26 protein-coding genes and 1 riboswitch are annotated in these 25,709 nt (G+C 48.4%); of the genes, 16 read left to right on the forward strand and 10 right to left on the reverse strand.

Features of this window, described 5'->3' with window-relative positions; translation table 11 throughout:
* Positions 1-24 precede the first annotated feature (24 nt).
* A complete protein-coding gene (locus M2404_RS14830) occupies positions 25-2,187 on the forward strand; it encodes a S46 family peptidase (protein WP_259240548.1) in 2,163 nt (720 codons plus the stop codon).
* Between the two features lie 152 nt (positions 2,188-2,339).
* Here M2404_RS14830 and M2404_RS14835 read toward each other — a convergent pair whose 3' ends face one another.
* A complete protein-coding gene (locus M2404_RS14835; protein ID WP_259240549.1) occupies positions 2,340-2,768 on the reverse strand; it encodes a CBS domain-containing protein in 429 nt (142 codons plus the stop codon).
* Positions 2,769-2,850: 82 nt separating this feature from the next.
* Positions 2,851-3,714, reverse strand: a complete 864-nt coding sequence (locus M2404_RS14840; protein WP_259240550.1) for an EamA family transporter — start codon at positions 3,712-3,714, stop codon at positions 2,851-2,853.
* Positions 3,715-4,014: 300 nt separating this feature from the next.
* Between M2404_RS14840 and M2404_RS14845 the strand changes: the two genes are divergently transcribed.
* The gene (locus M2404_RS14845) at positions 4,015-5,298 is read left to right on the forward strand and encodes a DUF3422 family protein (RefSeq protein ID WP_259240551.1); all 1,284 of its coding nucleotides are present in this window, start codon (positions 4,015-4,017) and stop codon (positions 5,296-5,298) included.
* A gap of 85 nt (positions 5,299-5,383) precedes the next feature.
* Positions 5,384-6,079: a lytic transglycosylase domain-containing protein gene (locus tag M2404_RS14850; RefSeq protein WP_259240553.1), complete on the forward strand. Its 696-nt coding sequence runs from the start codon at positions 5,384-5,386 to the stop codon at positions 6,077-6,079.
* A 3-nt stretch (positions 6,080-6,082) separates the two neighbouring features.
* On the opposite strand, the gene M2404_RS14855 is transcribed toward M2404_RS14850, so the two are convergent.
* The 3 genes from M2404_RS14855 to M2404_RS14865 are packed head-to-tail and all read right to left on the reverse strand — an operon-like array spanning position 6,083 to position 8,715.
* On the reverse strand, positions 6,083-6,505 hold the full coding sequence (locus M2404_RS14855) for a CBS domain-containing protein (protein WP_259240554.1): 423 nt from the start codon (positions 6,503-6,505) through the stop codon (positions 6,083-6,085).
* A gap of 26 nt (positions 6,506-6,531) precedes the next feature.
* Positions 6,532-7,656: a PilT/PilU family type 4a pilus ATPase gene (locus tag M2404_RS14860; RefSeq protein WP_259240555.1), complete on the reverse strand. Its 1,125-nt coding sequence runs from the start codon at positions 7,654-7,656 to the stop codon at positions 6,532-6,534.
* Between the two features lie 6 nt (positions 7,657-7,662).
* Positions 7,663-8,715: a type IV pilus twitching motility protein PilT gene (locus M2404_RS14865; protein ID WP_259240556.1), complete on the reverse strand. Its 1,053-nt coding sequence runs from the start codon at positions 8,713-8,715 to the stop codon at positions 7,663-7,665.
* Between the two features lie 30 nt (positions 8,716-8,745).
* Between M2404_RS14865 and M2404_RS14870 the strand changes: the two genes are divergently transcribed.
* The 10 genes from M2404_RS14870 to M2404_RS14915 all read left to right on the forward strand — a co-directional run bounded on the left by M2404_RS14870 (position 8,746) and on the right by M2404_RS14915 (position 16,357).
* Positions 8,746-9,432, forward strand: coding sequence for a YggS family pyridoxal phosphate-dependent enzyme (locus M2404_RS14870; protein WP_259240557.1), 687 nt, complete (start codon positions 8,746-8,748; stop codon positions 9,430-9,432).
* 8 nt (positions 9,433-9,440) lie between these two features.
* Entirely contained in the window at positions 9,441-10,256 is an 816-nt protein-coding gene (proC, locus tag M2404_RS14875; protein ID WP_259240558.1) for a pyrroline-5-carboxylate reductase, read from the forward strand.
* Positions 10,257-10,294: 38 nt separating this feature from the next.
* Positions 10,295-10,834, forward strand: coding sequence for a YggT family protein (locus M2404_RS14880; RefSeq protein WP_259240559.1), 540 nt, complete (start codon positions 10,295-10,297; stop codon positions 10,832-10,834).
* Positions 10,831-11,127, forward strand: a complete 297-nt coding sequence (gene yggU, locus M2404_RS14885; protein WP_259240560.1) for a DUF167 family protein YggU — start codon at positions 10,831-10,833, stop codon at positions 11,125-11,127. The genes M2404_RS14880 and yggU overlap by 4 nt, the downstream gene beginning before the upstream one ends.
* Positions 11,128-11,167: 40 nt before the next feature.
* On the forward strand, positions 11,168-11,590 hold the full coding sequence (locus M2404_RS14890; RefSeq protein WP_259240561.1) for a DUF4426 domain-containing protein: 423 nt from the start codon (positions 11,168-11,170) through the stop codon (positions 11,588-11,590).
* A 12-nt stretch (positions 11,591-11,602) separates the two neighbouring features.
* Complete coding sequence (gene rdgB / locus M2404_RS14895) at positions 11,603-12,199, forward strand: RdgB/HAM1 family non-canonical purine NTP pyrophosphatase (protein WP_259240562.1); 597 nt, start codon at positions 11,603-11,605, stop codon at positions 12,197-12,199.
* Between the two features lie 2 nt (positions 12,200-12,201).
* Positions 12,202-13,344 carry a radical SAM family heme chaperone HemW gene (gene hemW, locus M2404_RS14900; protein ID WP_259240563.1) on the forward strand — a complete coding sequence of 381 codons (1,143 nt, stop codon included), beginning with the start codon at positions 12,202-12,204 and terminating at the stop codon, positions 13,342-13,344.
* 95 nt (positions 13,345-13,439) lie between these two features.
* Positions 13,440-15,287 (forward strand): DUF885 domain-containing protein, encoded by a 1,848-nt coding sequence (locus M2404_RS14905; RefSeq protein ID WP_259240564.1) that lies wholly within the window; start codon positions 13,440-13,442, stop codon positions 15,285-15,287.
* A 361-nt stretch (positions 15,288-15,648) separates the two neighbouring features.
* Positions 15,649-15,822 (forward strand): YqaE/Pmp3 family membrane protein, encoded by a 174-nt coding sequence (locus tag M2404_RS14910; RefSeq protein ID WP_092791688.1) that lies wholly within the window; start codon positions 15,649-15,651, stop codon positions 15,820-15,822.
* A gap of 46 nt (positions 15,823-15,868) precedes the next feature.
* A complete protein-coding gene (locus M2404_RS14915; protein WP_259240565.1) occupies positions 15,869-16,357 on the forward strand; it encodes a pyridoxamine 5'-phosphate oxidase family protein in 489 nt (162 codons plus the stop codon).
* Between the two features lie 24 nt (positions 16,358-16,381).
* Here the strand turns inward: M2404_RS14915 and M2404_RS14920 are convergent, their stop codons facing one another.
* The 3 genes from M2404_RS14920 to M2404_RS14930 all read right to left on the reverse strand — a co-directional run bounded on the left by M2404_RS14920 (position 16,382) and on the right by M2404_RS14930 (position 18,397).
* Complete coding sequence (locus M2404_RS14920) at positions 16,382-16,642, reverse strand: VOC family protein (RefSeq protein ID WP_259240566.1); 261 nt, start codon at positions 16,640-16,642, stop codon at positions 16,382-16,384.
* Between the two features lie 5 nt (positions 16,643-16,647).
* Complete coding sequence (locus tag M2404_RS14925) at positions 16,648-16,785, reverse strand: VOC family protein (RefSeq protein ID WP_259240568.1); 138 nt, start codon at positions 16,783-16,785, stop codon at positions 16,648-16,650.
* A gap of 193 nt (positions 16,786-16,978) precedes the next feature.
* Positions 16,979-18,397 (reverse strand): aminotransferase-like domain-containing protein, encoded by a 1,419-nt coding sequence (locus M2404_RS14930; RefSeq protein ID WP_259240569.1) that lies wholly within the window; start codon positions 18,395-18,397, stop codon positions 16,979-16,981.
* A 132-nt stretch (positions 18,398-18,529) separates the two neighbouring features.
* Between M2404_RS14930 and ccoG the strand changes: the two genes are divergently transcribed.
* The 3 genes from ccoG (at position 18,530) to msrA (ending at position 23,034) form a co-directional block, all read left to right on the forward strand.
* Positions 18,530-19,906, forward strand: coding sequence for a cytochrome c oxidase accessory protein CcoG (ccoG, locus tag M2404_RS14935; RefSeq protein WP_259240570.1), 1,377 nt, complete (start codon positions 18,530-18,532; stop codon positions 19,904-19,906).
* Between the two features lie 201 nt (positions 19,907-20,107).
* Positions 20,108-22,360, forward strand: coding sequence for a GGDEF domain-containing phosphodiesterase (locus M2404_RS14940; protein ID WP_259240571.1), 2,253 nt, complete (start codon positions 20,108-20,110; stop codon positions 22,358-22,360).
* A 134-nt stretch (positions 22,361-22,494) separates the two neighbouring features.
* Complete coding sequence (msrA, locus tag M2404_RS14945) at positions 22,495-23,034, forward strand: peptide-methionine (S)-S-oxide reductase MsrA (protein ID WP_259240572.1); 540 nt, start codon at positions 22,495-22,497, stop codon at positions 23,032-23,034.
* Positions 23,035-23,071: 37 nt separating this feature from the next.
* Here msrA and M2404_RS14950 read toward each other — a convergent pair whose 3' ends face one another.
* Positions 23,072-24,856 carry a TonB-dependent receptor domain-containing protein gene (locus M2404_RS14950; protein ID WP_259240573.1) on the reverse strand — a complete coding sequence of 595 codons (1,785 nt, stop codon included), beginning with the start codon at positions 24,854-24,856 and terminating at the stop codon, positions 23,072-23,074.
* A 38-nt stretch (positions 24,857-24,894) separates the two neighbouring features.
* Positions 24,895-25,079, reverse strand: a riboswitch (cobalamin riboswitch).
* 79 nt (positions 25,080-25,158) lie between these two features.
* Positions 25,159-25,641, reverse strand: coding sequence for a YajQ family cyclic di-GMP-binding protein (locus M2404_RS14955; protein ID WP_259240574.1), 483 nt, complete (start codon positions 25,639-25,641; stop codon positions 25,159-25,161).
* Positions 25,642-25,709: the final 68 nt, after the last annotated feature.

Consider the following 25,709-nt stretch of genomic DNA (forward strand, 5'->3'; position numbering starts at 1 on the left):
TCAAAATTAAAACAAAGAGCACTTATGAAAAAATCCATTCTGATGCTGGCACTGGCCAGCAGTTTTGCCATGGCTGATGAAGGCATGTGGATGCCACAGCAACTACCGCAAATTGCCAGCGAACTAAAAGCCGCCGGGCTGGAGCTGGACCCGGCTAACTTAAGCAAGTTAACCGAATTTCCTGCCGCTGCCATTGTCAGCTTAGGCGGCTGCTCAGCCTCTTTCGTTTCACCCAATGGCTTGGTTGCCACTAACCATCACTGTGCTTATGGCAGTATTGCGTATAACTCAACACCGGAAAACGACTTACTGGCCAACGGCTTTTTAGCCCAACAGCCTGGCGATGAAGTTGCTGCTGCACCCGGCAGCCGGATTTTTGTCACCAAAGCGGTAGATAATGTGACAGAGCAGGTAATTAACACCCAAACTGCCAAATTAACGGGTAAAAAACGTGTAGACGCGATTGAAACCAACCAAAAAGCCATTATCGCTGAATGCGAAAAAGACCAAGGCCACCGCTGCACCGTAGCCGCCTATTACGGCAGTTTAGAGTTTTATCTGATCAAACAGCTGGAGATTAAAGATGTACGTTTAGTGCATGCTCCGGCCGAAGGAGTAGGTAAATTTGGCGGCGACACCGACAACTGGATGTGGCCACGCCACACCGGCGATTACAGTTTCTATCGCGCTTATGTCAGCCCTGAAGGCAAATCGGCTGATTACAGCATAGATAACGTGCCCTATAAGCCGGATTATCATTTAACGCTGGCCAAAGACGGCTTAAAAGAAGGCGACTTTGTTATGGCACTGGGTTACCCAGGCCGCACTAACCGCCACCGTTTGCCAAGCGAAGTTAGCGAAACCTTTGAATGGGCCTACCCCAATACCGTTGCCCAGTTTAAAGACACCCTGGATATTATTGCCCGCGAAACGGCCAGCAATAAAGATGCAGAGTTAAAGTACGCCAGCCGTGTGGCCGGATTAAACAACTATATGAAAAACCGTCAGGGCATGCTGGACAGCTTTGCCCAAAGCGACTTTTTACAGCGTAAAACACAAGAGCATAAAGCGCTGACAGCCTGGATTAACAGCAACAGCGAAAATAAAAAAGCTTATGCCAAAGACTTAACGGCAATAGAAAAACTGTTAAAAGAAAACCAAACTAAAGAACGGGCCAATTACCTGCTAAACAACGCCACGCCGCGCCTGCTGGCAGCATCACGCGCGCTGTATCGTTTAGCGCAGGAAAGCACCAAACCGGATGCACAGCGTAAAGCAGGCTTTCAGCAGCGCGACATTCCGCGCTACAAAGCCTTTGTTGCAGGTATGGAGCGCAACCTGGATGTTGGCGTAGAAAAAGCGCTGGATCTGCACAACCTGAGCAAATATGCCGCTTTGCCGAAAAAGCAGCGTAACGCCGATTTCGACAAAGCGATGGGTATTGAAGATGGCATGAGTAACGAACAGCTGAAAAGCCTGATTGACAGCTGGTACGCCAACAGCGATTTAACTGATTTGGCTAAACGCACCGCCCTGCTGGACAGCACGCCACAGCAATTTGCGCAAAGTAACGATGCTTTTGTTAAAGCTGCAGTAGCATTGTATAAAACCGATTTAAAACGTGAAGCCGAAGAAGAAGAACTGGCCGGTAAAATTCAGCAAGCGTATGCCAGCTATATGCGCGCCAAAATAGCCTTTATGCAGTCTAAAGGCCAGGCGGTTTACCCCGACGCTAACAGCACGCTACGGGTAACCTACGGTAACGTAAAAGGCCGTGCGCACGGCAATGAAGATGGCAATGCCTGGGCACCCTTTACCACGCTGCGTGGTATTACTGCCAAAGCAACCGGCGAAGGCGAATTTAATGCACCGCAAAAACAGCTGGATGCCATAAAAGCCAAACAATATGGCCCGTATAAGGTAGAGAGCTTAAATTCTGTACCGGTAAACTACCTGGCTACGCTGGATATTACCGGCGGCAATTCAGGCTCGGCAGTATTAAACAGCAAAGCCGAGTTGGTAGGTTTAGCCTTTGACGGCACGCTGGATTCCATCATTTCAGACTGGGACTACAACCCGGACAACACCCGCTCTATTCAGGTAGATCACCGTTTTATGCTGTGGCAAATGCAGCTGGACGGCGCAAACAACCTGTTACAAGAAATGGGTGTTAGCTTAGCCAACTAAGCAAGACATACAAGCGAGCAGAGGTTTACTCTAAGCCAACCGTTGAAGGCATGGATGCCTGAATCGAGCCCCCAAGGATGGGTTTACGGCGCGTTGGCGTGAGTAAACCGGCGCGAGTATTCTCCAATAAGCCAGCTGTAACGCAGGCTTTTTTATTGTTTTTCCAATAATTGCGCCGCTAACCGGACAAAATCTGAAGAAGTCAGTATGCCCTTCAGTTTATTGTTTTCATCTACCACCGGCATACAACCATGGCGGTTTTTCACAAAAAAGCCTGCTACTTCTTTTAACGATTGCTCCGGCGTTACAGCTGCAAAATCGGTGGCCATCATATCGGCTACCAGTTGCTGTTTTTCTTTACGCTCCAGTGCGGTGGCGCCAAACTGCGCCATTAAGCCCATTACTTTGGCAATCATAATTTTTTGCGTCAGCATACCCACCAAAATGCCATCGGCATCTATTACCGGAATATGGCGGATATTTTTGCCACGCATTAAATCATGTGCATCTTTTAAACTGGCCTCCCGGGTTACACACAAGGGATCTGGCGTCATTAATTGGGCTACAGTAGTAATAGTCATAACAGTCTCCGTATTAAAACAGGTTTTCAGTTATACCGCATAAGGTAGCCCTTCAATTGGCGCTGGATCAAGTTTTTGCCGTTTAATCGGGCTTTGAACTGATCGAACTGCCAAGCGATGCCACGATAACCAGGCCTATTGCCAGCCACTGCCATAACGTAAGCAATTCTGCCAGAATAACAAAACCAGCCAGCGCAGCTATTGCCGGTTCCATACTCATAAAAACACTAAAGTTTTGTGATGTCATATTACGCAGCGCCACCATTTCCAGCGTGTAAGGCAAGGCACTGGATAAAATACCCACCAACAACCCCAGTGGCAGCACTTGCCAGCTAAGTAGCGCCATACCCTGGCTCACAGCCCCTATCGGCACCAAAAAGGCTGCAGCCACTGTCATACCCAGCGCCACTGTAATACCGCCAGAAGCCTGCGCATTGGTGCGCTTACCAAACAAAATATACCCGGCCCAGCACGCACCTGCGCCCAGTGCCAGTATTACGCCAACAGGGTCCAGCGCGTCGGCGCCGCGCATATCGGGTAGCAGTAATAAAATACCGGCAATGGCGCAGGCTACCCAGATTAAATCGCGTTTACGCCGCGATAAAAACAGTGCCACGGCCAAAGGCCCGGTAAATTCCAGTGCTACGCCAATACCCAGCGGAATACGGGCAATAGCTAAATAAAACAAGATATTCATACCGCCCAAACACAGGCCATAGGTCACTATTGCGTTCCAGTCACGCCGGTTTGTTGGCAAGCTGCGCCACGGCCGGAATACCAGCCACAGCACCAGTGCAGAAAACCCCAGCCGCAGCGCGGTAGTGCCCTCTGGGCCTATTACCGGAAACAGCTGCTTGGCAATAGAAGCCCCCGACTGAATAGTCAGCATTGCCAGCAAAACACTGGCCACCGCCACAACCAGATTACGATTGAGCACCATTGACATAAGTTTAAAACCCGACAGAACACACAAAAGGTAAGAGCGGCATTGTAACCCGCCTCCAACACCAAATGTAACTGAGTGCGCACTGAATTACGCCGCGGCTGCGTTATTTCAGGGCAAACACATGGTTACCCGGCATAACAAGCAGTGGAATTACACCAATACGTAAAGAAAATATCATTTTACAGCAATCATTTAGGCCCATATTGCCGTTAAGCAAGCATTTGGCACATTAGCTGCTTTGCTTAAGCTAACGGTATTTGTGCTCATCTATATTTTGTGCCTTCCTTCAGGAGCATTATTATGACCGGACTACATAACCGCAGCCATCCACTGCGTGATGTACTGGATAAAGAATTGCAGCAACGTACTTTTCCGGCGCTAACGGCGCCAAGCCGGCTGTGTCAGTTTATGCTAACGGTATCGCCAGCCTCACGCAGCAGCGAACTTAGCTTTATGCAACAACTGGCCACAGCACAAGGCAGCCATTTTAGTGAAACCGATCATGACATTAACCTGCCTTTGTTTGGCGGCAACCTGCGGTTTGAAAAACATGGCGAGTTTTCCAGCTATATCTTTATTCAAAATGGCAGCGAAAAGCAGCTGTTTGATGATCCACTGGACTTTCTACCCACGAAGACCTGGCTGGATAACATTCCGGGCCAGATTTTCCGTGTGGTTCAGCTCAGCGTTATTACACCGGCACAGCTAACAAGCTATGCTGACACCAACCAGTTATTTAACCCGGACAATTGCATCAGCAGTATGCTGGCCGGGCAAAAAGCCCGTATCTGGACCGACTTTCAAAAACATGCCGAAGGTGCCGGTCGCATGTTATTGCTGGATCAGGGCTTAAGCCCCGCGGCGCTAGGGCGTTTAGTGCAACAGCTGTTTGATCTTGGTAATTACCGCAAATTATCACTGCTGGGCTGGCCACAATCACGCCAGGCACTTAGCAAGCTGAATATGCTGGAACAGCGCTTGTCGGATATTACCCAGCGCATAGAGCTGCGCCTGAGTGACGATGAGCATTTACTTAACGAAATTACCACCATGGCAGCCCAAACTGAGCATCTGATTGCCGAAACCAGCTCGCGTTTGCAGGCTACTGCCGCTTATTACCAGCTAACACTGGACCGGATCAGAAGCCTGAACGAAACCCCGATAGAAGGCTTGTTGTCATTGCAGGATTTTACCGAGCGGCGCTTAACACCGGCGTTTCGCACCAGTGAATCGGTAGCATACCGCCAGCATGCTTTATCTGGCCGTTTAGGCCGCTCTACCGAGCTGCTACGCACCCGGATTAATTTAAAACTGGAGCAACAAAACCAGCAATTGCTGGCGTCTATGGACAAACGGGCCAAACTGCAGCTGAATATGCAGCAAATGGTTGAGGGTTTATCGCTGGTAGCCATCAGTTACTATGCTGTGCAGCTTAGTGACAAAGCCATTGATGCGCTGAGTTACTGGCTGCCACAGCTAAATACCAAACAATGGCAAAGTATCAGTGTGCCGGTAGTGGTTGTTATTGTGGCTGCGGTACTGTTTTGGCTGAACCGCCAGCTACACCGGAATAAAAGCCGCTAGAGGTTTTTATAAAGCGGTATGGCTTGAGCTTTTACCGGCTTAGTGCTTTACTTTCAGTCCGCTGAATTTATGCATGGATGTCGCTTTGTCATTTGCCGGTACTGCCATTGCTGTGTTTATTTTAAGCTGCAGCCTGATGCTGACGGCTGAACCGCTGGCACCGGAAAAAAAGCAGCTTAAGCTTTCACCAGACAACGCCAGTACAGTATTGCCGCAAGCGCAGACAAAAACCGCCCCCACCATTGCAGTATATAAAGCGGTAAAAAGCGATGGTACAACGCTATTTTCGGATCGTCAGCCGCTTAACCTGCCTTATCAGGTGGTACGGTTTGACTGCTTTGCTTGCGATCCCGCCTCCAAAGTTAACTGGCATACCGTACCGTTGTATACCCGGCCTTTTGATCAGTTTATTGCCAGAGCCGCAGCAGAACATCAGCTTGAGCCTGCTCTTATCCGCGCAGTTATTCATGCCGAATCCTCTTTTCGCCCGTCAGTAGTATCACGTAAAGGCGCGGTAGGCTTAATGCAACTGATGCCAGGCACAGCCAGGCAGCTTGGCGTCAGCGATGCCAGTGTGCCGGAGCACAATATTGCTGCCGGTAGTCGTTATCTGGCTCAGTTGTTAAAACAGCATAATGGTGAGTTACCGCTGGCGCTGGCGGCTTACAATGCCGGCAGCAGTAATGTGCGCCGTTATAATGGCATTCCGCCTTTTGCCGAAACACAGGCCTATGTTGAACGGGTGGCTATTTTGCACAAGCGCTATCAGCGCGCCGGTTAACAGCTAACCTACGGGCTTGTGCAGTGCAGCGCGCATAATATCCTTCCACGATACCAGGCCAAGCAAATGCTTATAGTCGTCAGTTACCGGTAAACAACTGATATTGTGCTGCAACAGTAAAGCGGCAGCCTGCTTTAAGCCAGTGGTTTCACTAACGGTAATAACCGGGCTTACCATTACCTGATGCACTTTGCGCGAGCGGATAAACAGCCCGATGGCCGGATCACTGGCAGAATCCATTACCGGGCTAAGTTCACGGAAGTAGTCTTTTACCGACACGATACCAACAAGACGGTTGGTATGATCCACCACCGGCACATGCTGAAAACCCGCACTGGAAAACACATCACGTAACGAGGCCAGGCTGGCATCGGCCATAGTGGTAACCAGTTTGCTGCGATGTGTCATGATCTGTGCAATAGCCATAGCAACCTCACTGTGACATCGGTTGGTTAATTGTCTTTATTTTCCAAACCCTCAATGGTAACACCAGACAGGAACCCGGCCCCTTTGGTATCGCCACTGCGCAGTTTAATCATCAGGCGTAAGTCGTTCGGTGAATCAGCATGGTGAATAGCGTCAGCATAAGTAATCTGGCCACGCTGATATAAATCGTATAGTGCCTGATCAAAGGTTTGCATTCCCAACTCGCGTGACTTTGTCATTACTGCTTTAATTTCGCCCATTTCACCGCGGGCAATTAAATCGGCAATTAACGGAGAATTCAGCAATACCTCAATGGCGGCCAGCCGGCCATGGCCATCGGCAGTAGGAATAAGCTGCTGCGCGACGATACCACGCAGGTTTAATGACAAATCAAACAGTAACTTCTGGTGCATCTCTTTGGACACCAGATGCATAATACGATCGATCGCCTGGTTGGCATTGTTGGCGTGCAGTGTGGCAATACATAAATGGCCGGTTTCTGCAAACGACAGGGCATATTCCATGGTGTCCTGACTGCGGATTTCACCAATTAAGATCACATCCGGAGCCTGACGTAACGAGCTTTTCAGTGCGGCTGCAAATGATTCTGTATCGATACCCACTTCGCGCTGGGTAATTAAACTTTTATGGTGTTCATGCACAAACTCAATCGGGTCTTCTATTGTCAGAATATGGCCCTTGGCATTGCGGTTACGGTACCCCAGCAAAGCTGCCAGCGATGTTGACTTACCGGTACCGGTACCGCCGACAAACAGCACCAGGCCACGTTTAGACATGATCACTTCTTTCATGATTGGTGGCAGGCCTAAATCGTCCACATTAGGAATTTTAGTAATAATACGCCGCACAACCATACCAGCACAGTCGCGCTGCCAGAATGCAGATACCCGGAACCGCCCCGCCTCATTGGCAATAGCAAAGTTGCACTCTTTGCTGCTCATAAATTCTTGCTGCTGTTTGTCGTTCATCGCCGATAGCACCAATTTTAATGAGGCTGCATCTGTCAGCGGGGTTTCATCTATAGGCGTCATTTCACCGTTTATCTTTGCCGCTACCGGCATACCGGCAGTAACAAACATATCAGATGCTTTTACAGCTACCATTTTTTCCAGAAAATCAACCAGCTGCATAAGTGTTTATATCCTGCCCATGGCACCGAAGGTGTTTTTGTCCTGCGCTTTGGCCGCGGCATCTTTTGGTGATACCAAGCCCCGGTTTACCAGATTTACCAGGCATTGATCCATAGTTTGCATACCATGAGCTGCACCGGTTTGTATTACCGAATACATCTGGGCAATTTTATCTTCACGGATAAGGTTACGGATGGCCGGCAACCCAACCATGATCTCGTGTGCGGCTATACGGCCACCGCCCACCTTTTTCAGCAGAGTTTGTGAAATAACCGCGCGCAGTGACTCTGACAACATCGAGCGCACCATATCTTTTTCTTCACCGGGGAAGACGTCAATAATACGGTCAATAGTTTTGGGGGCCGATGTGGTGTGCAAGGTACCAAACACCAAATGGCCTGTTTCAGCGGCAGTCATTGCCAGACGAATCGTTTCCAGATCGCGTAATTCACCCACCAATATTACGTCAGGATCTTCACGCAGCGCTGAGCGCAAAGCATTGCTGAAACTATGGGTATCGCGGTGCACTTCACGCTGGTTAATCAGGCTGGATTTATTGTTGTGCACAAACTCAATCGGATCTTCTATCGTCAGTATATGGTCATGGCGCATGGTGTTAATGTAGTCAATCATCGCCGCTAGGGTGGTGCTTTTACCTGAACCTGTCGGCCCGGTAACCAACACCAGGCCACGCGGGTTTTCAGCAATGGTTTTAAAGATCTCCGGCGCACCTAAATCATCCAGCGTTAACACCTCACTGGGTATAGTACGGAATACTGCCGCCGCGCCACGGTTTTGCACAAAGGCATTGACCCGGAACCGGGCCAGATTGGGCACTTCAAAAGAAAAGTCGGCTTCGAGGTGTTCTTCGTATTCTTTACGCTGCTTGTCAGTCATAATCTCGTACACCAGTGCATGCACGTCTTTATGAGTCAGCGGCGGAATATTCAGCTTGCGCACATCACCATCAACCCGTATCAATGGCGGCACACCGGCGGAAAGGTGTAAGTCTGACGCTTTATGTTGCACACTAAAGGCTAATAATTCGGTAATATCCATGACAATTTTTACTCTACGTTGCCAATCTTTATGAATAACATAGCAGAACAACTTAACCTCGCCTATCAGAACCTGACGGAAAAATTGCAGGCTTTGCCAGCGGCTAAATTCACACCGCAACTGCTGGCGGTGAGTAAAACCAAACCGGGATCTGCAATCGTTGCCGCCTATCAGGCCGGGCAGCGCCAGTTTGCAGAAAACTACCCGCAGGAATTAGCCGAAAAAGTAGCGCAATTAAACAGTTATGCAGATATTACCTGGCATTTTATCGGCCCGTTACAGTCAAATAAAACCCGGCTGGTAGCGGAAACCGCGCACTGGGTACACAGTATCGACCGGCTTAAAATTGCTGAGCGTTTAGCTGCACAGCGCCCGGCAATGCTCGGGCCACTTAAGGTGCTGCTACAGATTAATATCAGTAATGAACCCAGCAAAGCCGGTATTGCGCCAGCAGATATGCTGCCATTAGCTACCGGTGTAAGCGCCCTGCCACAGCTGCAGCTAAAAGGGTTAATGGCCATACCGGCACCGGGTATGAGCGAACCGGCCTTTGCGGCCATGGCGCAACTGTCAAAAATATTACAGCAGCATTACCCGCAGGCAGATGAATTATCCATGGGCATGTCAGATGACTGGCCTTTGGCTCTGCGATATGGCGCAACTATGATACGATTAGGTACCGCAATTTTTGGCGCAAGAGATTATCACAAGGAATGACTACACAAATGAATGACAATACTGTCGCCTTTATCGGCGCTGGCAATATGGCCCGCTGCGTTATCGCTGCCATGGTGCGCGCAGGTTATCCGGCACAAAACATTATTGCCGCCAACCGCAGCCAGCCTAAGCTCACTGCGCTGGCAGCCGATTTTGGTATTCAAACCACGCTGGACAACATTGAAGCAGTAACCAAAGCCGATGTAATTGTGCTGGCCGTTAAACCACAAATGATGCAGGAATTGTGTGAAACGCTAATCAATGCCGCACCGGAGATAGCCGAAAAACTGTTTGTTACTCTGGCTGCCGGTATTACCGTAGCACGCTATCAGCAGTGGCTGGGTAAGGTGCGTTTGGTGCGCGCTATGCCTAATACGCCGTCACTGGTAGGATTAGGCGTTACCGGCCTGCTGCCACAGGGCTGCTCTAACTATGAGAAAGCCTTTGTTGATCATATGTTCAGTGGCACCGGCATGAATGTCTGGTTAGACAATGAAGTACAGATAGACCATGTTATTGCCGTTACCGGCAGCTCACCGGCCTATTTTTTCTTCTTTATGCAGGCCATGCAGCAAGTAGCAGAGCAATTGGGTTTTGACGCAGCACAAGCCAAACAAATGGTAGCGCAAACCGCGCTGGGCGCGGCAACCATGGCACTGAACAGCGATCACAGCTTTGCTGATTTGCGTGCACAGGTCACATCAAAAGGTGGCACAACGCACGAAGCAGTAACCACTTTTGCCAACCAGGGCCTTGAAAAAATGGTTTCAGATGCCATGTATGCCGCCATTAAACGGGCGCAGGAAATGGCGCAGAGTTTGTAATTTTCATCGTTGTTATAATTTAAGATGCGGAGAGCCTGATGCAAGCTGTGCTATTTCTGATTGATACTGCGTTTAGCCTGTACCTGATGGTCATGATATTACGCCTGTGGTTACAACTGGTACGTGCCGACTTTTACAACCCGTTCAGCCAGTTTGTGGTAAAAGCCACCAACCCGCTGGTATTACCGCTACGCCGGGTTATTCCCAGCCTGGGCAGGCTGGATACCGCAACACTGCTGCTGGCATACAGCATTATGCTGGTAAAATTACTGGTGTTGCAGCTTATTCAGTTTGGCCAGATAGCGTTGATGCCCAGTTTAGTGCTATCGCTTATTTTTCTGGTAAAAGAAATACTTACCTTACTGTTCTGGATTTTAGTGATCCGTGCTTTGCTTAGCTGGTTTAGCCAGGGCCGCAGCCCGGTTGAGTATGTTATGCACCAGCTAACCGAGCCATTATTACGCCCTGTGCGTAATATTTTACCGCCACTGGGCGGGCTGGATTTATCGGTACTGGTTGTGCTGATTGGCCTGCAATTTTTAAACATTCTGTTTAGTAACTGGTTTCCGGGCTTTTGATTGCAGTAACCCGGTGCGGGGCGGATATACGGTTAAAACTGTATGTTCAGCCCAAAGCCAGCCGCGACGCCTGGGTTGAGCTGCATGGTGACGAGATCAAAGTTGCCATTACAGCACCGCCGGTAGATGGCAAAGCCAATACCCATTTGCAAAAGTTTCTGGCTAAAAGCTTTGCCGTAGCCAAATCGCAGGTAGTGATTGAAAAAGGTGAAACCGGGCGGCATAAAACGATACTGATAATGGCGCCTAATCAGTTGCCAGAGCTGGTGAAAAACCAACTGACAACCGCCTAAACCACTATACTTAATAGCCTGTGCCAATACCGAGGTAACCATGAAACACATTATTACCGCCCTGTTGTTGGGCCTTGCCATTAGCTTTAGCGCGGTGGCTGAACAAAAAAAACAACTGGGTAATTGGGACGTACACTACATTGCTTTTCCTGCTCCGTTGCTAACACCGGAAATAGCCCTGCAATACCAGCTGCAACGCAGTAAATATAATGCGGTTATTAATATCTCGGTACTGGACAAAAACAGCCAGCAAGCGCAAAAAGTGGTGCTAAGCGGCACTGCCAAAGATTTACAGGGCCGCCAGCGTAAACTGGAATTTACCGAAGTGGTAGAAGGCAATGCCGTATATTATCTGGCGCAGTTACCCTTTTATAACGAACAGCGTTTTAGCTTTGCTATTACCGTAGCCAGTGGCAATGAATCGCAATTACTCCAGTTCGACCAGACCTTTTACGTAGATTAAAAAGAGTTTCCGATGACACAAAAAATTGTGCTGGCTACCGGCAATAAAGGCAAAGTAGCAGAGCTGTCGCAAATGCTGGCACCGCACCACTACCAGATAGTGCCACAAACTGAACTTGGCGTAACCGATGCCGACGAAACCGGCCTGACCTTTATTGAAAATGCTATTTTAAAAGCCCGCCATGCTGCTTTGGCTACCGGTTTACCGGCTATAGCTGATGACTCCGGCCTGTCGGTTGACGCGCTCGGCGGCGCACCCGGCATATACTCGGCGCGCTACGCCGGTGAAGCAGCCACTGATGCCGCTAATATCACTAAATTGCTAAATGCATTGCAAAATGTACCACCGGCACAGCGCACAGCGCAGTTTCATTGTGTGCTGGTATATTTACGCCATGCTGAAGATCCCACTCCGCTGGTATGCCATGGCATATGGCACGGTGAAATTACGCTGGCTGCAGCGGGCAATGGTGGTTTTGGCTACGACCCGGTGTTTTATATTGCCTCAGAAGGCTGTACCAGCGCAGAGCTAAGCCGCGAACGTAAACAACAGCTTAGCCATCGCGGTAAAGCACTGGCGCAATTACTTAACCAGCTGCAGGCGCATTAAAAGTGGCACTGCAGTTACCGCCGCTGGCGCTGTATATTCATATTCCCTGGTGTATTCAAAAATGCCCCTACTGCGACTTTAACTCGCATGCAGTAAAACAAGGGATTCCTGAGCAGGAGTATATTGCCCACCTGCTGGCCGACTTAGAGCAAGACTTGCCCTTAGTAACCGGGCGTAGCCTAAGCAGTATTTTTATTGGCGGTGGCACGCCCAGCGTGTTTTCTGCTGCAGGCATTAGCCAGATTTTAACCGGCGTAAAACAGCGACTAAACTGCGATGCCGATATGGAAGTCACCATGGAAGCCAACCCGGGTACGGTAGAAGCCGAACGTTTTGCCGCTTATGTGCAGGCAGGCGTAACGCGGTTTTCTATTGGTGTGCAAAGCTTCCAAACCGCGCAATTACAAGCGCTGGGCCGTATTCACGATAGCGGCGAAGCTATACGGGCGGCACAGCTGGCACAAAACCTGCCCCTTGACAGCTTTAACCTCGATTTAATGCACGGCCTGCCACAGCAGGATGTTAGCGGCGCACTGGCCGATTTACAGCAAGCCATAGATTTAGCCCCGCCGCATTTGTCGTGGTATCAGCTAACCATTGAGCCTAATACGGCCTTTGCCTCGCGCCCGCCGGTACTGCCACCAGATGATACGCTGTGGGACATTCAGCAGCAGGGCCTGGCGCTGTTGCAGCAACATGGTTATCAGCAGTATGAAATTTCGGCCTACAGCCAACCCGGCCATCAGTGCAAACATAACCTGAACTACTGGCGCTACGGCGACTACTTAGGCATTGGTTGCGGTGCGCATGGCAAAATTACCCTGCCCTCACGCAACGCAATTTTACGCACAGTGAAAATTAAACACCCCAAAGGCTATATGGATATCAGCCGTGGCTATATGGACAGCCGCGAACAGGTTGAGGCCGAAGACCGGCCATTTGAGTTTTTTATGAATCGTTTTCGCCTGCTGGAACCCTGCCCGATAGCCGATTTTACTGCTTACACCGGTTTACCGCTTAGTACAGTTACCAGCGCTATTAGCGATGCCGGGCAAAAAGGCCTGCTCAGCGTTAGCGCCACGCACTGGCAGGTTACCGACAAAGGCGCACGCTACCTGAACGATTTACTCACCTTGTTTATCTAGGGCTGATTCACATACCATTGCGATACATTGCCTTTTCATCTGCGGCCAGTTGCGTAGAATAAAACCATTACTCTAACAATAAGACAGGAACCTGTATGAAAACCGCCTTTACCCGCAAAGCCTTGCTGCCACTTGCCATCACAGCAGCTTTACTGGCAGGCTGCGGCCCGCAGCAAAACCAGAGCCCACAGCACAGCAATACACCGTCAGCAGTGGTAACACCGTCTGAATCAGATAAAGCCAATGCCCTGTTTGAACAAATATTTATGGATGAAGTGCGGCGTGATCCGCTACGGCAAACCCGGCTGGGCATTAAAGATGACTACGATAAATGGCAGGATTTATCCGATACTCACTTTGAAGCAGACATCGCCCTTACCCAACAGCATTTAACCATGTTAAAAGCCATTGATGTCAGCAAACTGGACGACAGTACCCGCATCAGTTATTTGCTAATGCAGCAAAACCTGCAGCAAAACCTGGATGAAGCCAAATGGCGGCTGTATAGCTACCCGGTTAACCAGATGTTTGGCACACACTCGCAGGTGCCATCAGTGCTAATCAACCAACACAGCATCAGCAGCGAAAGTGATGCTAAAGCTTATATCGCCCGGTTAAATGCGGTACCTGCACTATTTAATCAGCTGCAGGAGCAACTGAAAAAGCGCGCTGAGCTTGGTATTATTCCACCCAAATTTGTGTTCCCGCTGGTACTGTCAGCCAGTGAAAATGTTATTAAAGGCGCGCCGTTTGATACCGGTGCCGACAGTACCTTACTGGCCGATTTCAGTAAAAAGATTAGCCAGCTTAACGTTGATGATCACGCGAAAAAATTGTTGATGGATGAAGCCAGAGTAGCGCTGTTAACCAGTGTTAAACCGGCCTATACCAGCTTAATCCGCTATTTAAATACGCTGGAACAACAAGCCGGTACCGTTGACGGCGTATGGCGGTTTAAAGACGGTGCCGCATTTTACAATGATGAGCTAAAACGCATTACTACCACCAATTTAACAGCCGATGAAATACACCAGATTGGCCTGGATGAAGTCGCCCGCATTCATGCAGAAATGCAGGCTATTATGCAAAAAACCGGCTTTAACGGTGACTTAAAAGCCTTCTTCCGGTTTATGCAAACCGATCCACAGTTTTACTACCCGGATACTGAAGAGGGCAAAGCGGCCTACCTGGCTGAAGCTACTGCCGTTATCGACAATATGCGCGCCCGGCTGGACGAGTTGTTTTTAGTAAAACCTAAAGCCGACATGATAGTAAAAGCGGTAGAGGCGTTCCGTGAGCAAAGCGCCGGCAAAGCGTTTTACCAGCGCCCGTCGATGGACGGCAGCCGCCCCGGTATTTACTACGCCAACCTGTACCGCATGAGCGATATGCCCAAATACGAGCTGGAAGCACTGGCTTACCATGAAGGGATCCCGGGCCACCACATGCAACTGGCCATAGCACAGGAACTGGAAGACATGCCCAAGTTCCGCCGTTTTGGCAGCTACACCGCCTATATTGAAGGCTGGGGCTTATATACCGAATTACTGCCCAAAGAAATCGGCCTGTATCAGGATCCCTACTCAGATTTTGGCCGTTTAGCAATGGAGCTGTGGCGCGCCTGCCGTTTAGTGGTAGATACCGGTATTCACGCCAAAAAGTGGAGCCGCGAACAAGCAATACAATACCTGCTGGATAACACACCCAATACACAAACAGCAGTAGAAAAAGCCATAGAACGCTATATCGTTATGCCCGCCCAGGCTACGGCTTACAAAATTGGTATGATCAAAATTATCGAACTACGCGAAAAAGCCAAAACTGAGCTGGGCGATAAGTTTGATATCCGCCAGTTCCACGATGTGGTGCTGAAAAACGGCGCAGTGCCGCTGGATGTATTAGAGCAACTGGTAGACGAATATATTACGGCTACTAAAGCCTGATAGCATTTAGCTGCCTCACAACAACAAGCCGGTCAATTGACCGGCTTGTTGTTTTTCGCTGCACTGAAGTATTTATTTAGCTACCGGTAAAGTTTGCACACTACGCTATAAATTATGCGCTTTACCTGCGGCTACCAGGTAACTACGACGGGTAATGTCTGTTAAATATAACAGGCCGCCCCCTCTGCAGTAATAATGGCACCCCCCCAGATTTGAAAGGCCCTGCAGCCTAATACCACCTCAAGCTGAAACACTGCAGGATACCTTTTTACTGCAAGCGGCACAGATAGTGCTTAGTTTAAAGTAAGCAACAAAAGTTTAAGCAAGCATAACCTCTGACTGATAACCGAAGGAGCCTGTTATGGCCGTTACCGCAACTGATCCTATTAAAATTATTTTCGCAATAATCCTGCCACCACTGGGGGTTTTTCTCGAAGTAGGCCTTAAAGGCCATTTCTGGCTTAGCATTCTGCTAACGCTGTTTGGCTTTATCCCCGGCATTATCCATGCGCTGTATGTGATTTTGAAACACTAGCACCGGTTAAAAACAACCTTATTCCGATAAACAAACAGGAGGAATTATGTCCAGCCCGGAGCATAAGCAAAAAATCTGGCAGCTTATTAAACAGATAAAAACAGCCATGCTGACAACCCGCCACGGTGATGAGCTAAGATCCCGTCCTATGGTGTTAGTGCAGGACGAGTACGACGGCACACTATGGTTTTATACTGATTTATCCACGGAAAAAGTGCTGGAAATAGAGCGTGATCATGATGTTTGTTTAACTTTCGCCGATGCTGACAATCAGGTGTATGTATCATTGACCGGCGTTGGTCGCGCTACTCGCGATAAAACGCTGATCAATAAATACTGGAACCCGTTTGTTGCAGCCTGGTTTCCTGACGGTAAAAAATCGCCGAATGTCGGTATGCTGGAAATTAAAGTGCAAAAAGGCGAGCATTGGGACAGCGACAGCAGCGCTATGGTAAAAATGTTTAAAACAGTACAGGCGAAGGTTAAAGGTGAGCAGCCAAACCTTGGCGAACACGAAAAATTCGGCACAAAATAGTAGCTTGTTTAGCAGCAAAAATACTTATCCGGCCGGAACTGCAGCTGGGTCCATCCAGAACGGTTCCCAAATATGGCCATCCGGATCGGTTAAGGCACGGCTGTACATAAAGCCTAAATCCTGCACAGGATTAATATCTGCTGTACCACTTTGCTTTGCAGCATTGTTCATGACATCAACCGCTTCGCGGCTGTCGCACGACAACGCCAGCATTACCTCACTTGAGGTCGTTGCAGGTATAGGCCTGTTGGTAAACTGTCGCCACTTGTCATGTGTCAGCAGCATTACGTTTATTTCCTTGCTCCAAACCATGCAGGCGGCGGTGTTGTCAGTAAAGTGGGGTTGTTGCTAAAACCCAGTGCAGTATAAAACGCCATTGAGGCGTTTAAGTCTTTCACTGGCAGGTTAACAAATATCATGCGGCTCATGCTGTTTCTCCAAATAGCAGTTTTGAATAGTTGTTATAGATAGTAGCTACCAATAGCCAATAACGCTGCCTGGCAGGCTGTCTGCTTCTAGTCGGATAAGCGCCGGTAACTTCGACAAGGCTAAGCTATTTTTTATTTAGGCACGCAGCTGTATCAGTTAATTCAATAGCGAACAACACAAACTACCAGGCTGCTAACTGTTCGCAAGCGGCACCTGGGGCAGCATACGGCCAACTTCAGCCAGAGCATGCTTTCTGTTGCCAACAACCGGATGGGCAAAACTTAACCGCAGATAATGGTTAAAATTATTGCTATTGGAAAACATCACGCCGGGTGTCAGTATGATGCCGCGCTTAAGGCATTGTAAATACAGCTGCTGGCAATTGATGCCTTTATTAAGTTGCAGCCACAGCGCCAGCCCGCCTTGTGGCGTGGTGTACTGAATATCACCGGGCCAATCGTGTTGCAAACAGCTAATTAACTGATCGCGTTGGTGCTTCAGCTGCTGCCGGTATTGGTTAAGGTGCCTTTTATAGTGGCCTTCAGCCATAAAACTGGCAATACCCTGCTGCATAGCCTGGCTGCTGGCTAACTGGCTTACCAGCTTGAGGCGGGCAACGGCTTTTGACCAGCGTCCTGCCGCAATCCAGCCGATACGTAAATCACGTGACAAAGATTTAGAAAACGAGCTGCACAGCATTACTCTGTCTTGTGTATCAAACGATTTCAGCGGTTTAGGCCGGCTATGAAACCCCAAGTCGCCGTAGATATCATCTTCAATTACAGCAAAATCGTGTTTATTGGCCAGGTTCAGTAATTTAGCTTGCTGCGTGGCAGGCATACAAGCACCGGTTGGTGTGGCAAAAGCCGGAGTAACTACACAGGCACTGATCTGCCAGTTTTCCAGTGCCTGCTCCAGGCTGGCAACATCCAAACCCAACTGTGGCGAACTGGGTATTTCCAGCGCTTTAAGCTCAAGCTCCTGTAGCAGTTGCAGTACACCGTAAAAAGCCGGGCATTCTACCGCCACGGTATCTCCTGGCTTACAACTGGCTTTTAACGCCAGAAATAACGCATGCTGGCAACCGGCAGTAATACACAGGCTTTGGGTATTGACCACCAGGCCGATGCTGCGGTAATGCTGCGCTATCTGTAACCGCAGCTCATATAAACCAAGCGGTTCATCGTAATACATTGCTTTACTGAAAGGTTGCTGGCGCAGCGCCCGGCCAATATGGCGCATCAAACTATTGAGGTGTGTAAATTCAACCTGAGAGCCGCTGGGTAATATGTCAAAAGCGCCACTGCGATTCATAATGTCAAAAAACATATCCGGTACCGTAACCACGTTAGGGGCAGGAATATGCTGGCTATAGTGTGGAGTTTGCGCTGGCGCAAGCGCAAACTTAACAAAATAACCAGCCCGGCTTTTTGCTTCTATCACACCCTGCGCTTCAAGCAAATGTAAGGCGTGCTGCACAGTAGCCAAAGAGCGCTGATAATGCTGGCATAACCATCGCACCGATGGCAGCTTTTCACCTGCCTGCCATTGGCCGGCGTTAATTTGCTGCAACAGCTCACTGGCAAGCTGCTGATACTTAAAACTGCTCATTACCCTGCTCCCTTACAACGCTGTATCTATTTTATTTTATTTTTTTGTATCTGCATCTTTTTTATTTGGTTGCTTAAAATGCGCCGCAACTGGCTGCACCGGCCGCGCTGTTAATTCCCGCAGGTACTTGTTATGGCGTTTTCTTTACCTCCTGAAGATCAGATTATTTTTTCCACCAAAGATAGCAGCGGAAAAATTTATATCCGCGAGCAAAGCGGTTTTTATCAGCGTATCCGCCGTGTATTAAGCTGGCTGCTGATGGCACTGTTTATTGGCATTCCTTTTATTCGATATAACGGTGAGCAGGCATTTCGAATTAACGCCGGGCAGCAAACTATTGAGCTGTTCTCTGTGATTTTATTTCCGCAAGATTTACTGATCACAGCGTTGTTATTTACGCTGGCAGCCTTTGTGCTGTTTTATGTAACACGCCTGTATGGCCGGGTATGGTGCGGCTATACCTGTCCGCAAACAGTCTGGACACTAATGTTTGTCTGGATAGAACGGCGGATCGAGGGTAACAATAATCAAAGCCGGGTATTAGATAAAGCACCGTTTAGCCTGAATAAACTGGCTAAAAAGCTGGCGAAACACCTGAGCTGGCTGGCGGTATCTGTTGCTACCGCGCTGGTATTTATGTCGTATTTTATTCCACAGTCTGAACTGTATTCTACGTTCTTTGCGCTGCAGGCTTCATGGCAGGTATACGCCTGGGTAAGCTTTTTTGCTATCTGCACTTATTTTAATGCCGGGCTAATCCGGGAGAAAGTGTGCTTGCACATGTGCCCTTATGCACGTTTTCAGTCGGCAATGTTTAATACCGACACCAAATTGGTTACTTATGATGCAATGCGTGGTGAAACACGGGGCCCGCGTAAACGCCATGGTGATAAGCCTGCCAACTTAGGTGACTGCGTAGACTGCAAACTTTGCGTGCAGGTATGCCCGGTAGGTATCGATATTCGTGATGGTATTCAATACGAGTGTATTAATTGCGGCCTGTGCATTGATGCCTGCGATCAGACTATGAGCCAGTTTGGTTATGCTAAGGGTCTGATCAACTATACAGCCGGGCAAAGCAACCGGGCAAACCTGAGCGGGCACCTTATTTACGCTGCAACCATCGTAGTAACTGTTATTGCAATGTGGGGCTGGGGCCTGGCCAGAACCAGTACCGAGCTAACCGTATACCGTGAGCGCAACGCGTTATACCGGGTAAACAGCGATGGCGCGATTGAAAATACCTTTACGTTAAACGTGATAAATAAAACCAAAACAGCAAGGCAGTACCAGTTGCAGGTAGAAGGTATAGCGCACAGCCAGCTAATCAGCAATGCCACGCTTAGCTTGCAACCAGGCGAGCAGCGCCAGTTTGTAGTATCGGTAAATGCACCGGAAAAACCTGCTGCATTGTTTACACCGGTTAAATTTATTCTGCTGGACAAACAAAACGCAGAGCGTGTAGCAGAGCTATCGCAGTTTTACAGTGGCAATACTGCTGCCAGATAGCACTGGCAGTAGTATTTACCACCTGTATTTGCCCAACTTATATACATTTTTATACACTGTTTAAAACAGTTTTCACTTTGCTATTGTCCCGATACAGGTATTTGTTTACGCTAGGCTGTCATTTAACAGGACGTTAATTGCTATTGCGTATTTTCCGCTTTGAGAACAGAAGGATCCCCAGCCTAATTTAGTGGATAATTCATGTTAAGCCGTATAAAGCAGCTGCTGTTATTAACTGAAACACACCTTAATTCGCCGTCTACAACCGTTTTACAACAAAGTGCCTTGCGCATCATTCTTACTTCTGGCTTGTTGCTGGTGTTAACTATAGTGCTGCACAGCTCGTGGCAGGCGTATCAGGCCGGTGCCTGGTACACCATTGCCATAACAAGCAGTTTTTATACTATTTTATTAGTGGCACTGTATTTTTCTACTCATCACTTAGCTATCAGCCGGGTTATTTTATTATTTACTGTGTTTGGTGCCGGGCTTTGTATGCTGTTTTTTATTGATAATTTTGAACTGTCAAAACTGGGGGTTATTTTTGTTTATACCGCCCCGCTTATTGCATTGCTGTTTTTTAACCGCACGGTAACGTTATTGGTAATGGCAATAAATGTGCTGCCGTTTTTGTTTCTTCTGTACAGCACAACACCGGTAAATTTGTTTAACTTTTCAATTACCTTGCCGGCAACACCAACCTATGTGCACAGCTTACTGTTTTTGTTTTTTAATCTGTGTATTCCGCTAACTATTATGCGCATGCTTAGTACACTAAAGCGTAATGCTGCGGCGCTAAAGGCACAAAATACCAACATTCTGCAAAGCCATCAGCTGTATCAGGATATTTTTAACCATCAGAATAAAGCTACGCTGCTGGTTACTGCCGAAGGCGTGATTCTTAAAGCCAATGCCAAAGCACAACAGGCATTGGCACTGACAAACGCCGAGCACAAACATTTAACCGAAGTTATAAGCACAGCTGCGCACCACAAAACAGCATTCTGGCTGGGCCATGATACTGAATGTAAGCTATTGGCAGATAATAACAAACATCTGCTACTTAACCATATTTGCAGCACTCAGCAACAGCATCATTTACTACAACTGGACGACATTACGCAGCTAAAGCAAATGCATAAGAAGCTGGCCGCCAGCGAGCAACAGAATGAGCTGTGGCATAACTATGACAACCTGACATCACTGCCTAACGCCAGTTTTTTGTTACATCTGATACAAAAACAACGGGAAAGCACTGTAGCAGGGTTAATGCTTATTCTCAGGCTATGCCATATCAAAGCCTTTAATCATCAACACAGCTATCAGGCTGGCGACGAGCTGCTAACTACCTTTGCCCAACAACTGCAAAATGCTCTGCCAGAGCATGTAATATTTGGCCGTTTAAGAGGGGTGAAATTTGTACTATGGACAGATTTACTGAATAGCAGCAGCTCGGTTAGTGACCAGGTAGCTCAGTGGCGCAACCTGTTGCCTGCTGAGCTGATACTGTCGGTTGGCAGCATAAAACCGGTATATGAAATTGGTGTCAGTATCGCAACCTCAAACCACTTTAGCCCTGAAGAAATGCTGGAGCAATGCGAGTCGGCACTTGAACTGGCCGATGCTTATAACTGCCCGGTTGCTTATTATCAGGCCGACTATTTGCAACAACGTAACCTTGATTTGCAACTGCTGGCCGATTTAAAACAAGCCTTACACAAAGATGAACTTACATTATGGCTGCAGCCTAAAGTAACTCCGGATGGCAATATTTTAAGCTTTGAAGCTTTATTACGCTGGCGCCGAGCCGATGGCAGTTTTGTCACGCCAGAAACGATTATAAGGCTGGCAGAGCTTTACGGCATGATTGGCGAGGTATCGTTAAAGGTGTTGAATCAGGCTCTTGCTATAGTGCAGCAGTTCAAAGCCATGGCCATTAACTATCCGGTAGCAATTAATCTGGCTGGCTCTGATTTACTGGTAAATACGTTTTACAGTGCTTTAATTGACGTTGCCACCCACCAACCTGCTCTTCTTAGCCAGCTTACACTGGAGCTGACAGAAAACAGTATTATCAGCCATAAGCAGCCGCTGTTTGACAAAATACACGCGCTGAAAAAACTCGGTTTCAGCATAGCTCTGGACGATTTTGGTACCGGTCAGGCCTCACTCAGTATGCTAAGCAAGTTGCCGGTGGATAAAATAAAACTCGACAGAAGCTTTCTTAAAGAAGTACCACACAACCCGGTACAGGTCAGGCTGGTACAGTCGGTGATCCAACTGGCTGAGGCGCTGCAGCTAAAGCTGGTAATTGAGGGGGTTGAAACTGATATCCAGCGCCGCTTTTTAACTAAACTGGGTTGCAACCAGATGCAAGGCTACTTTTTTGCCAAACCGGCACCAGTGGCTCACTGGTTAAAGCAGCTCAGCGCTAATCATGCGCTAACACCGTGATTCAACACCCGGTAACTCACCATTATGATCGTTATACAAGGCTCTGGCATATTGCCGGTATAAACTGGTGCAGACGCTAATGTTAGGATACATTCAGTATTGGGTTACAAGTACCGGGCCACAGGAGAGATAACATGGCAATGCAAACCGCAACCTTTGGTGCAGGCTGCTTTTGGTGCTTAGAGGCTGCAATGAACCAGCTTAGCGGCGTTATTCAGGCTTTAAGTGGTTATATGGGCGGTGAGAGCAGTTTTCCTACCTACGAGCAGGTATGCCGGGGTAATACCGGCCATGCTGAAGTAGTGCAGGTGCAATTTGAAAGCAATCTTATAAGTTTTGAGCAACTCTGTCTGATTTTCTTCAGTCTGCATGACCCTACCCAGTTAAATCGCCAGGGTAATGATGTTGGCACCCAGTACCGCTCCGTGGTGTTTTACCATAATGATGAACAGTTACAACTGGTACGTGGCGTAATGGCAGAGCTGGAGCGCACACAGGTATTTGCGCAGCGTATTGTCACAGAAGTGAGCCCGGCAGGCCCGTTCTACGTAGCCGAGGAGTACCATCAGGGCTATTTTCTGCAACACCCCGAGCAAGGCTATTGCCAGTTTATCGTGGCTCCGAAAATGGCTAAGTTCCGGCAAAACTATACTACGTTACTCAAGCCAAACTGAAAAAGCGTGCCGAAGCACGCTTTGCTGAACACTGTATTTACTGCAGTGTATAGCTGACACTAAGACCGAAATTAGTGCCTGCAGTGGTATAGCCATCGCTGGTGTAATAGTCTTTATCAAACAGGTTATCTACCTTGGCACGTAGCGTTAATGCCGGTGATACGGTATAACTGGCGCCCAGGCCCCATAAGGTAAAGCCGCCCAGATATTCATTAACGGCATACTCTCCTTGATAAGTATTACTTTGGTAATCAATGGTTACAAAAGCAGAAACCTTATTCCAGCTATGTTCAGCACGCCAGTTGATGGTATGCTCCGGCCGTCTGGCCAGACGTAATCCGGTCAGAGTATTTTCAGTATCAGTCCAACTGTAAGCAAAATTTTGTTTAACACCGGTAACATCTACCTGAACAGCCAGCTCGATACCGGAAATTTTTGCCTGTTCAATATTCTGCGGCAGATAAGTAACCATATCAAACTGGATCAGGTTATCAACGTCATTCTCAAACCAGGCCAGTTGCACACTGCCATTTGCCGCACGGTAACTGATTGCAACTTCATCCGATAAAGTACGCTCAGGCGCTAAATCAGGGTTTGAACTGCCCGGATAATATAGATCATTAAAGGTTGGCGCTTTAAACGCTGCGCCGCGACTAATCCTTAGTTGCCAGGCTTCCGTAAACCAGTAACCTGCAGCCAATTGCCAGGTATTGTTACCACCATACTGCGTGGTTAGATCACGCCGTACCGAGCCATCTAATTGCACATTGTCCTGTTTAAAACTCATACCGGTAAATAGCGCACGGTTAATGCGGCTGTCTTCAACGTAGTTAACACCAGAACGGCCAACGCTCTCCGAATACCAGTTCACTCCCCCCAACCAATTCAGATTGTCAGTGATAGCGGTGCCGGTTTGATAATTGAACTCATCACGCTCAGTTACAAATGGGCTGCTTGAGTCAGGGCCATAAGTGGTATCGTCATCGAGTATCCGGCTCAGTTGTGCCTGATGTTGCCACTGCCCCAACTGATGCTCCCAACCGAGCAGATAAGTGCGGCTGAGGGTATCAGCCTGGTCTTCAGTACCCCAACCTGTATCGAACTGATAAAAGCCAGAATTAATATCAAACTGCGCCCGTAACAAACCAAAACTGGTTTGATAATCGGCAGCCAGTTTGGCAAAGCGCTGATCATAACCATCGCGATCCGGATCAAGATCTTTACGCACATTAAAGCCATCAGCCTGGCTATATCCGGCAGTTGCTCTTACAGCAAGATCGCCAATTTGCTGGCTAACACTGACATCGGCACCCACCTGACCATAGCTACCAACATTGGCATTAAGCTCAGTACCCTGAGCCTTACGCGTAGTAATAGCAATCACACCAGACAGTGCATCGGCACCATACCACGCTGCCCGTGAGCCACGCACAACTTCGATTCGTTCGATCAGTTCAAGCGGTAACATTGACAATGTTTTGTAACCCAAGGTAGCCGAACCGCTGCGCACGCCGTCAATAATAACCAGCGTATGGCCGGTATTACCGCCGCGGACATACACACTGCTGTTTTGGCCACGGCCACCATCACGGGATAAATTAATACCCGGTAGCTGCGCCAGTAAAGCGGGTAAATCATTAGCCTGGCGTGCAACGATATCGTCATGCTCCAGCACTGTTACGCTGGCCAGCACGTCTTGTTGGGGTGTTGCAGTGCGGTTGGCATAAATACTGATATGTTCAAGATTAGTGTGTTCAGTAGTGTTAGCTGCAGCAGAGCAGCAAGATGCAACCAGCACGGCCGCAAAAGCAGGTTTAAACATATAGGCTCCGAAAATGTGCCCACCGCACATTTAATAATGTTGAAGGTTTTTTTCCGGCCGGTCTCCGGGCTGACAACCTGCTTACGCCTGTGCTCGCCTTCCCATCTTCAGACAGTGGCGTTGAACACAGCTCAGTTGTTTACCGTTGCGGGGGCAGCTCTGGATTACACCAGATTCCCGTTTACCTGCAGTTGTCTGCAGCACCAGAAAAAGCGGCTCCCTGTCGGAGCCGCGTGCAGTTTACGCCATCAAGGCAAAATGTCAATAGATGTCTGGATGGCTAGATGGGTAAATTAATGAAGCTAGTCGCGGAAGTTTTTAAACTGGAACGGCTGGCCCAGATCGCTGGTGCGCATCAATTGCATAACCGCCTGCAAATCGTCCCGCTTTTTACCGGTTACCCGCAGCTCTTCACCCTGGATAGCCACCTGCACCTTAATATTGCTATCCTTAACCAGTTTAACGATTTTTTTCGCCATCTCTTTATCGATACCCTGCTTGATACTGACATGACGGGTAATAAATTTGCCGTGACGCTCTTCTTTTTCAATCTTGAAACTACTGACATCCAGCTGCAACTTACTGGCTTTAGTGGCAAAAATATCAAACAGCTGCATCACTTGCTGGTCGGCTTCAGCAGTCAGCTCAATTTGCTCTTTGTTCAGCTCAATTTTGGCGTTAACACCACGAAAGTCAAAGCGGGTCTCAAGTTCCCGTTTAGCGTTCTCTACGGCGTTCTTCGCCTGATTCATATCAATTTCTGAAACGATATCAAATGAGGGCATGCACCTTCTCCTAATCATAAGCCATTCTGTGTGCTGGTGATTATAACCAGAAAACTGCTACAATCCGA

The sequence above is a fragment of the Rheinheimera pacifica genome (assembly GCF_024809855.1).
In the GTDB taxonomy this organism is placed as follows: domain Bacteria; phylum Pseudomonadota; class Gammaproteobacteria; order Enterobacterales; family Alteromonadaceae; genus Alishewanella; species Alishewanella pacifica_A.

Bases quoted from the DNA above. Each gene is read 5' to 3' on its own strand.
- M2404_RS14830 (WP_259240548.1), top strand. From the start codon at position 25: ATGAAAAAATCCATTCTGATGCTGGCACTGGCCAGCAGTTTTGCCATG.
- M2404_RS14835 (WP_259240549.1), bottom strand. From the start codon at position 2,768: ATGACTATTACTACTGTAGCCCAATTAATGACGCCAGATCCCTTGTGT.
- M2404_RS14840 (WP_259240550.1), bottom strand. From the start codon at position 3,714: ATGTCAATGGTGCTCAATCGTAATCTGGTTGTGGCGGTGGCCAGTGTT.
- M2404_RS14845 (WP_259240551.1), top strand. From the start codon at position 4,015: ATGACCGGACTACATAACCGCAGCCATCCACTGCGTGATGTACTGGAT.
- M2404_RS14855 (WP_259240554.1), bottom strand. From the start codon at position 6,505: ATGGCTATTGCACAGATCATGACACATCGCAGCAAACTGGTTACCACT.
- M2404_RS14860 (WP_259240555.1), bottom strand. From the start codon at position 7,656: ATGCAGCTGGTTGATTTTCTGGAAAAAATGGTAGCTGTAAAAGCATCT.
- M2404_RS14865 (WP_259240556.1), bottom strand. From the start codon at position 8,715: ATGGATATTACCGAATTATTAGCCTTTAGTGTGCAACATAAAGCGTCA.
- M2404_RS14870 (WP_259240557.1), top strand. From the start codon at position 8,746: ATGAATAACATAGCAGAACAACTTAACCTCGCCTATCAGAACCTGACG.
- proC (WP_259240558.1), top strand. From the start codon at position 9,441: ATGAATGACAATACTGTCGCCTTTATCGGCGCTGGCAATATGGCCCGC.
- M2404_RS14880 (WP_259240559.1), top strand. From the start codon at position 10,295: ATGCAAGCTGTGCTATTTCTGATTGATACTGCGTTTAGCCTGTACCTG.
- M2404_RS14890 (WP_259240561.1), top strand. From the start codon at position 11,168: ATGAAACACATTATTACCGCCCTGTTGTTGGGCCTTGCCATTAGCTTT.
- rdgB (WP_259240562.1), top strand. From the start codon at position 11,603: ATGACACAAAAAATTGTGCTGGCTACCGGCAATAAAGGCAAAGTAGCA.
- M2404_RS14905 (WP_259240564.1), top strand. From the start codon at position 13,440: ATGAAAACCGCCTTTACCCGCAAAGCCTTGCTGCCACTTGCCATCACA.
- M2404_RS14910 (WP_092791688.1), top strand. From the start codon at position 15,649: ATGGCCGTTACCGCAACTGATCCTATTAAAATTATTTTCGCAATAATC.
- M2404_RS14915 (WP_259240565.1), top strand. From the start codon at position 15,869: ATGTCCAGCCCGGAGCATAAGCAAAAAATCTGGCAGCTTATTAAACAG.
- M2404_RS14920 (WP_259240566.1), bottom strand. From the start codon at position 16,642: ATGCTGCTGACACATGACAAGTGGCGACAGTTTACCAACAGGCCTATA.
- M2404_RS14925 (WP_259240568.1), bottom strand. From the start codon at position 16,785: ATGAGCCGCATGATATTTGTTAACCTGCCAGTGAAAGACTTAAACGCC.
- M2404_RS14930 (WP_259240569.1), bottom strand. From the start codon at position 18,397: ATGAGCAGTTTTAAGTATCAGCAGCTTGCCAGTGAGCTGTTGCAGCAA.
- ccoG (WP_259240570.1), top strand. From the start codon at position 18,530: ATGGCGTTTTCTTTACCTCCTGAAGATCAGATTATTTTTTCCACCAAA.
- M2404_RS14940 (WP_259240571.1), top strand. From the start codon at position 20,108: ATGTTAAGCCGTATAAAGCAGCTGCTGTTATTAACTGAAACACACCTT.
- msrA (WP_259240572.1), top strand. From the start codon at position 22,495: ATGGCAATGCAAACCGCAACCTTTGGTGCAGGCTGCTTTTGGTGCTTA.
- M2404_RS14950 (WP_259240573.1), bottom strand. From the start codon at position 24,856: ATGTTTAAACCTGCTTTTGCGGCCGTGCTGGTTGCATCTTGCTGCTCT.
- M2404_RS14955 (WP_259240574.1), bottom strand. From the start codon at position 25,641: ATGCCCTCATTTGATATCGTTTCAGAAATTGATATGAATCAGGCGAAG.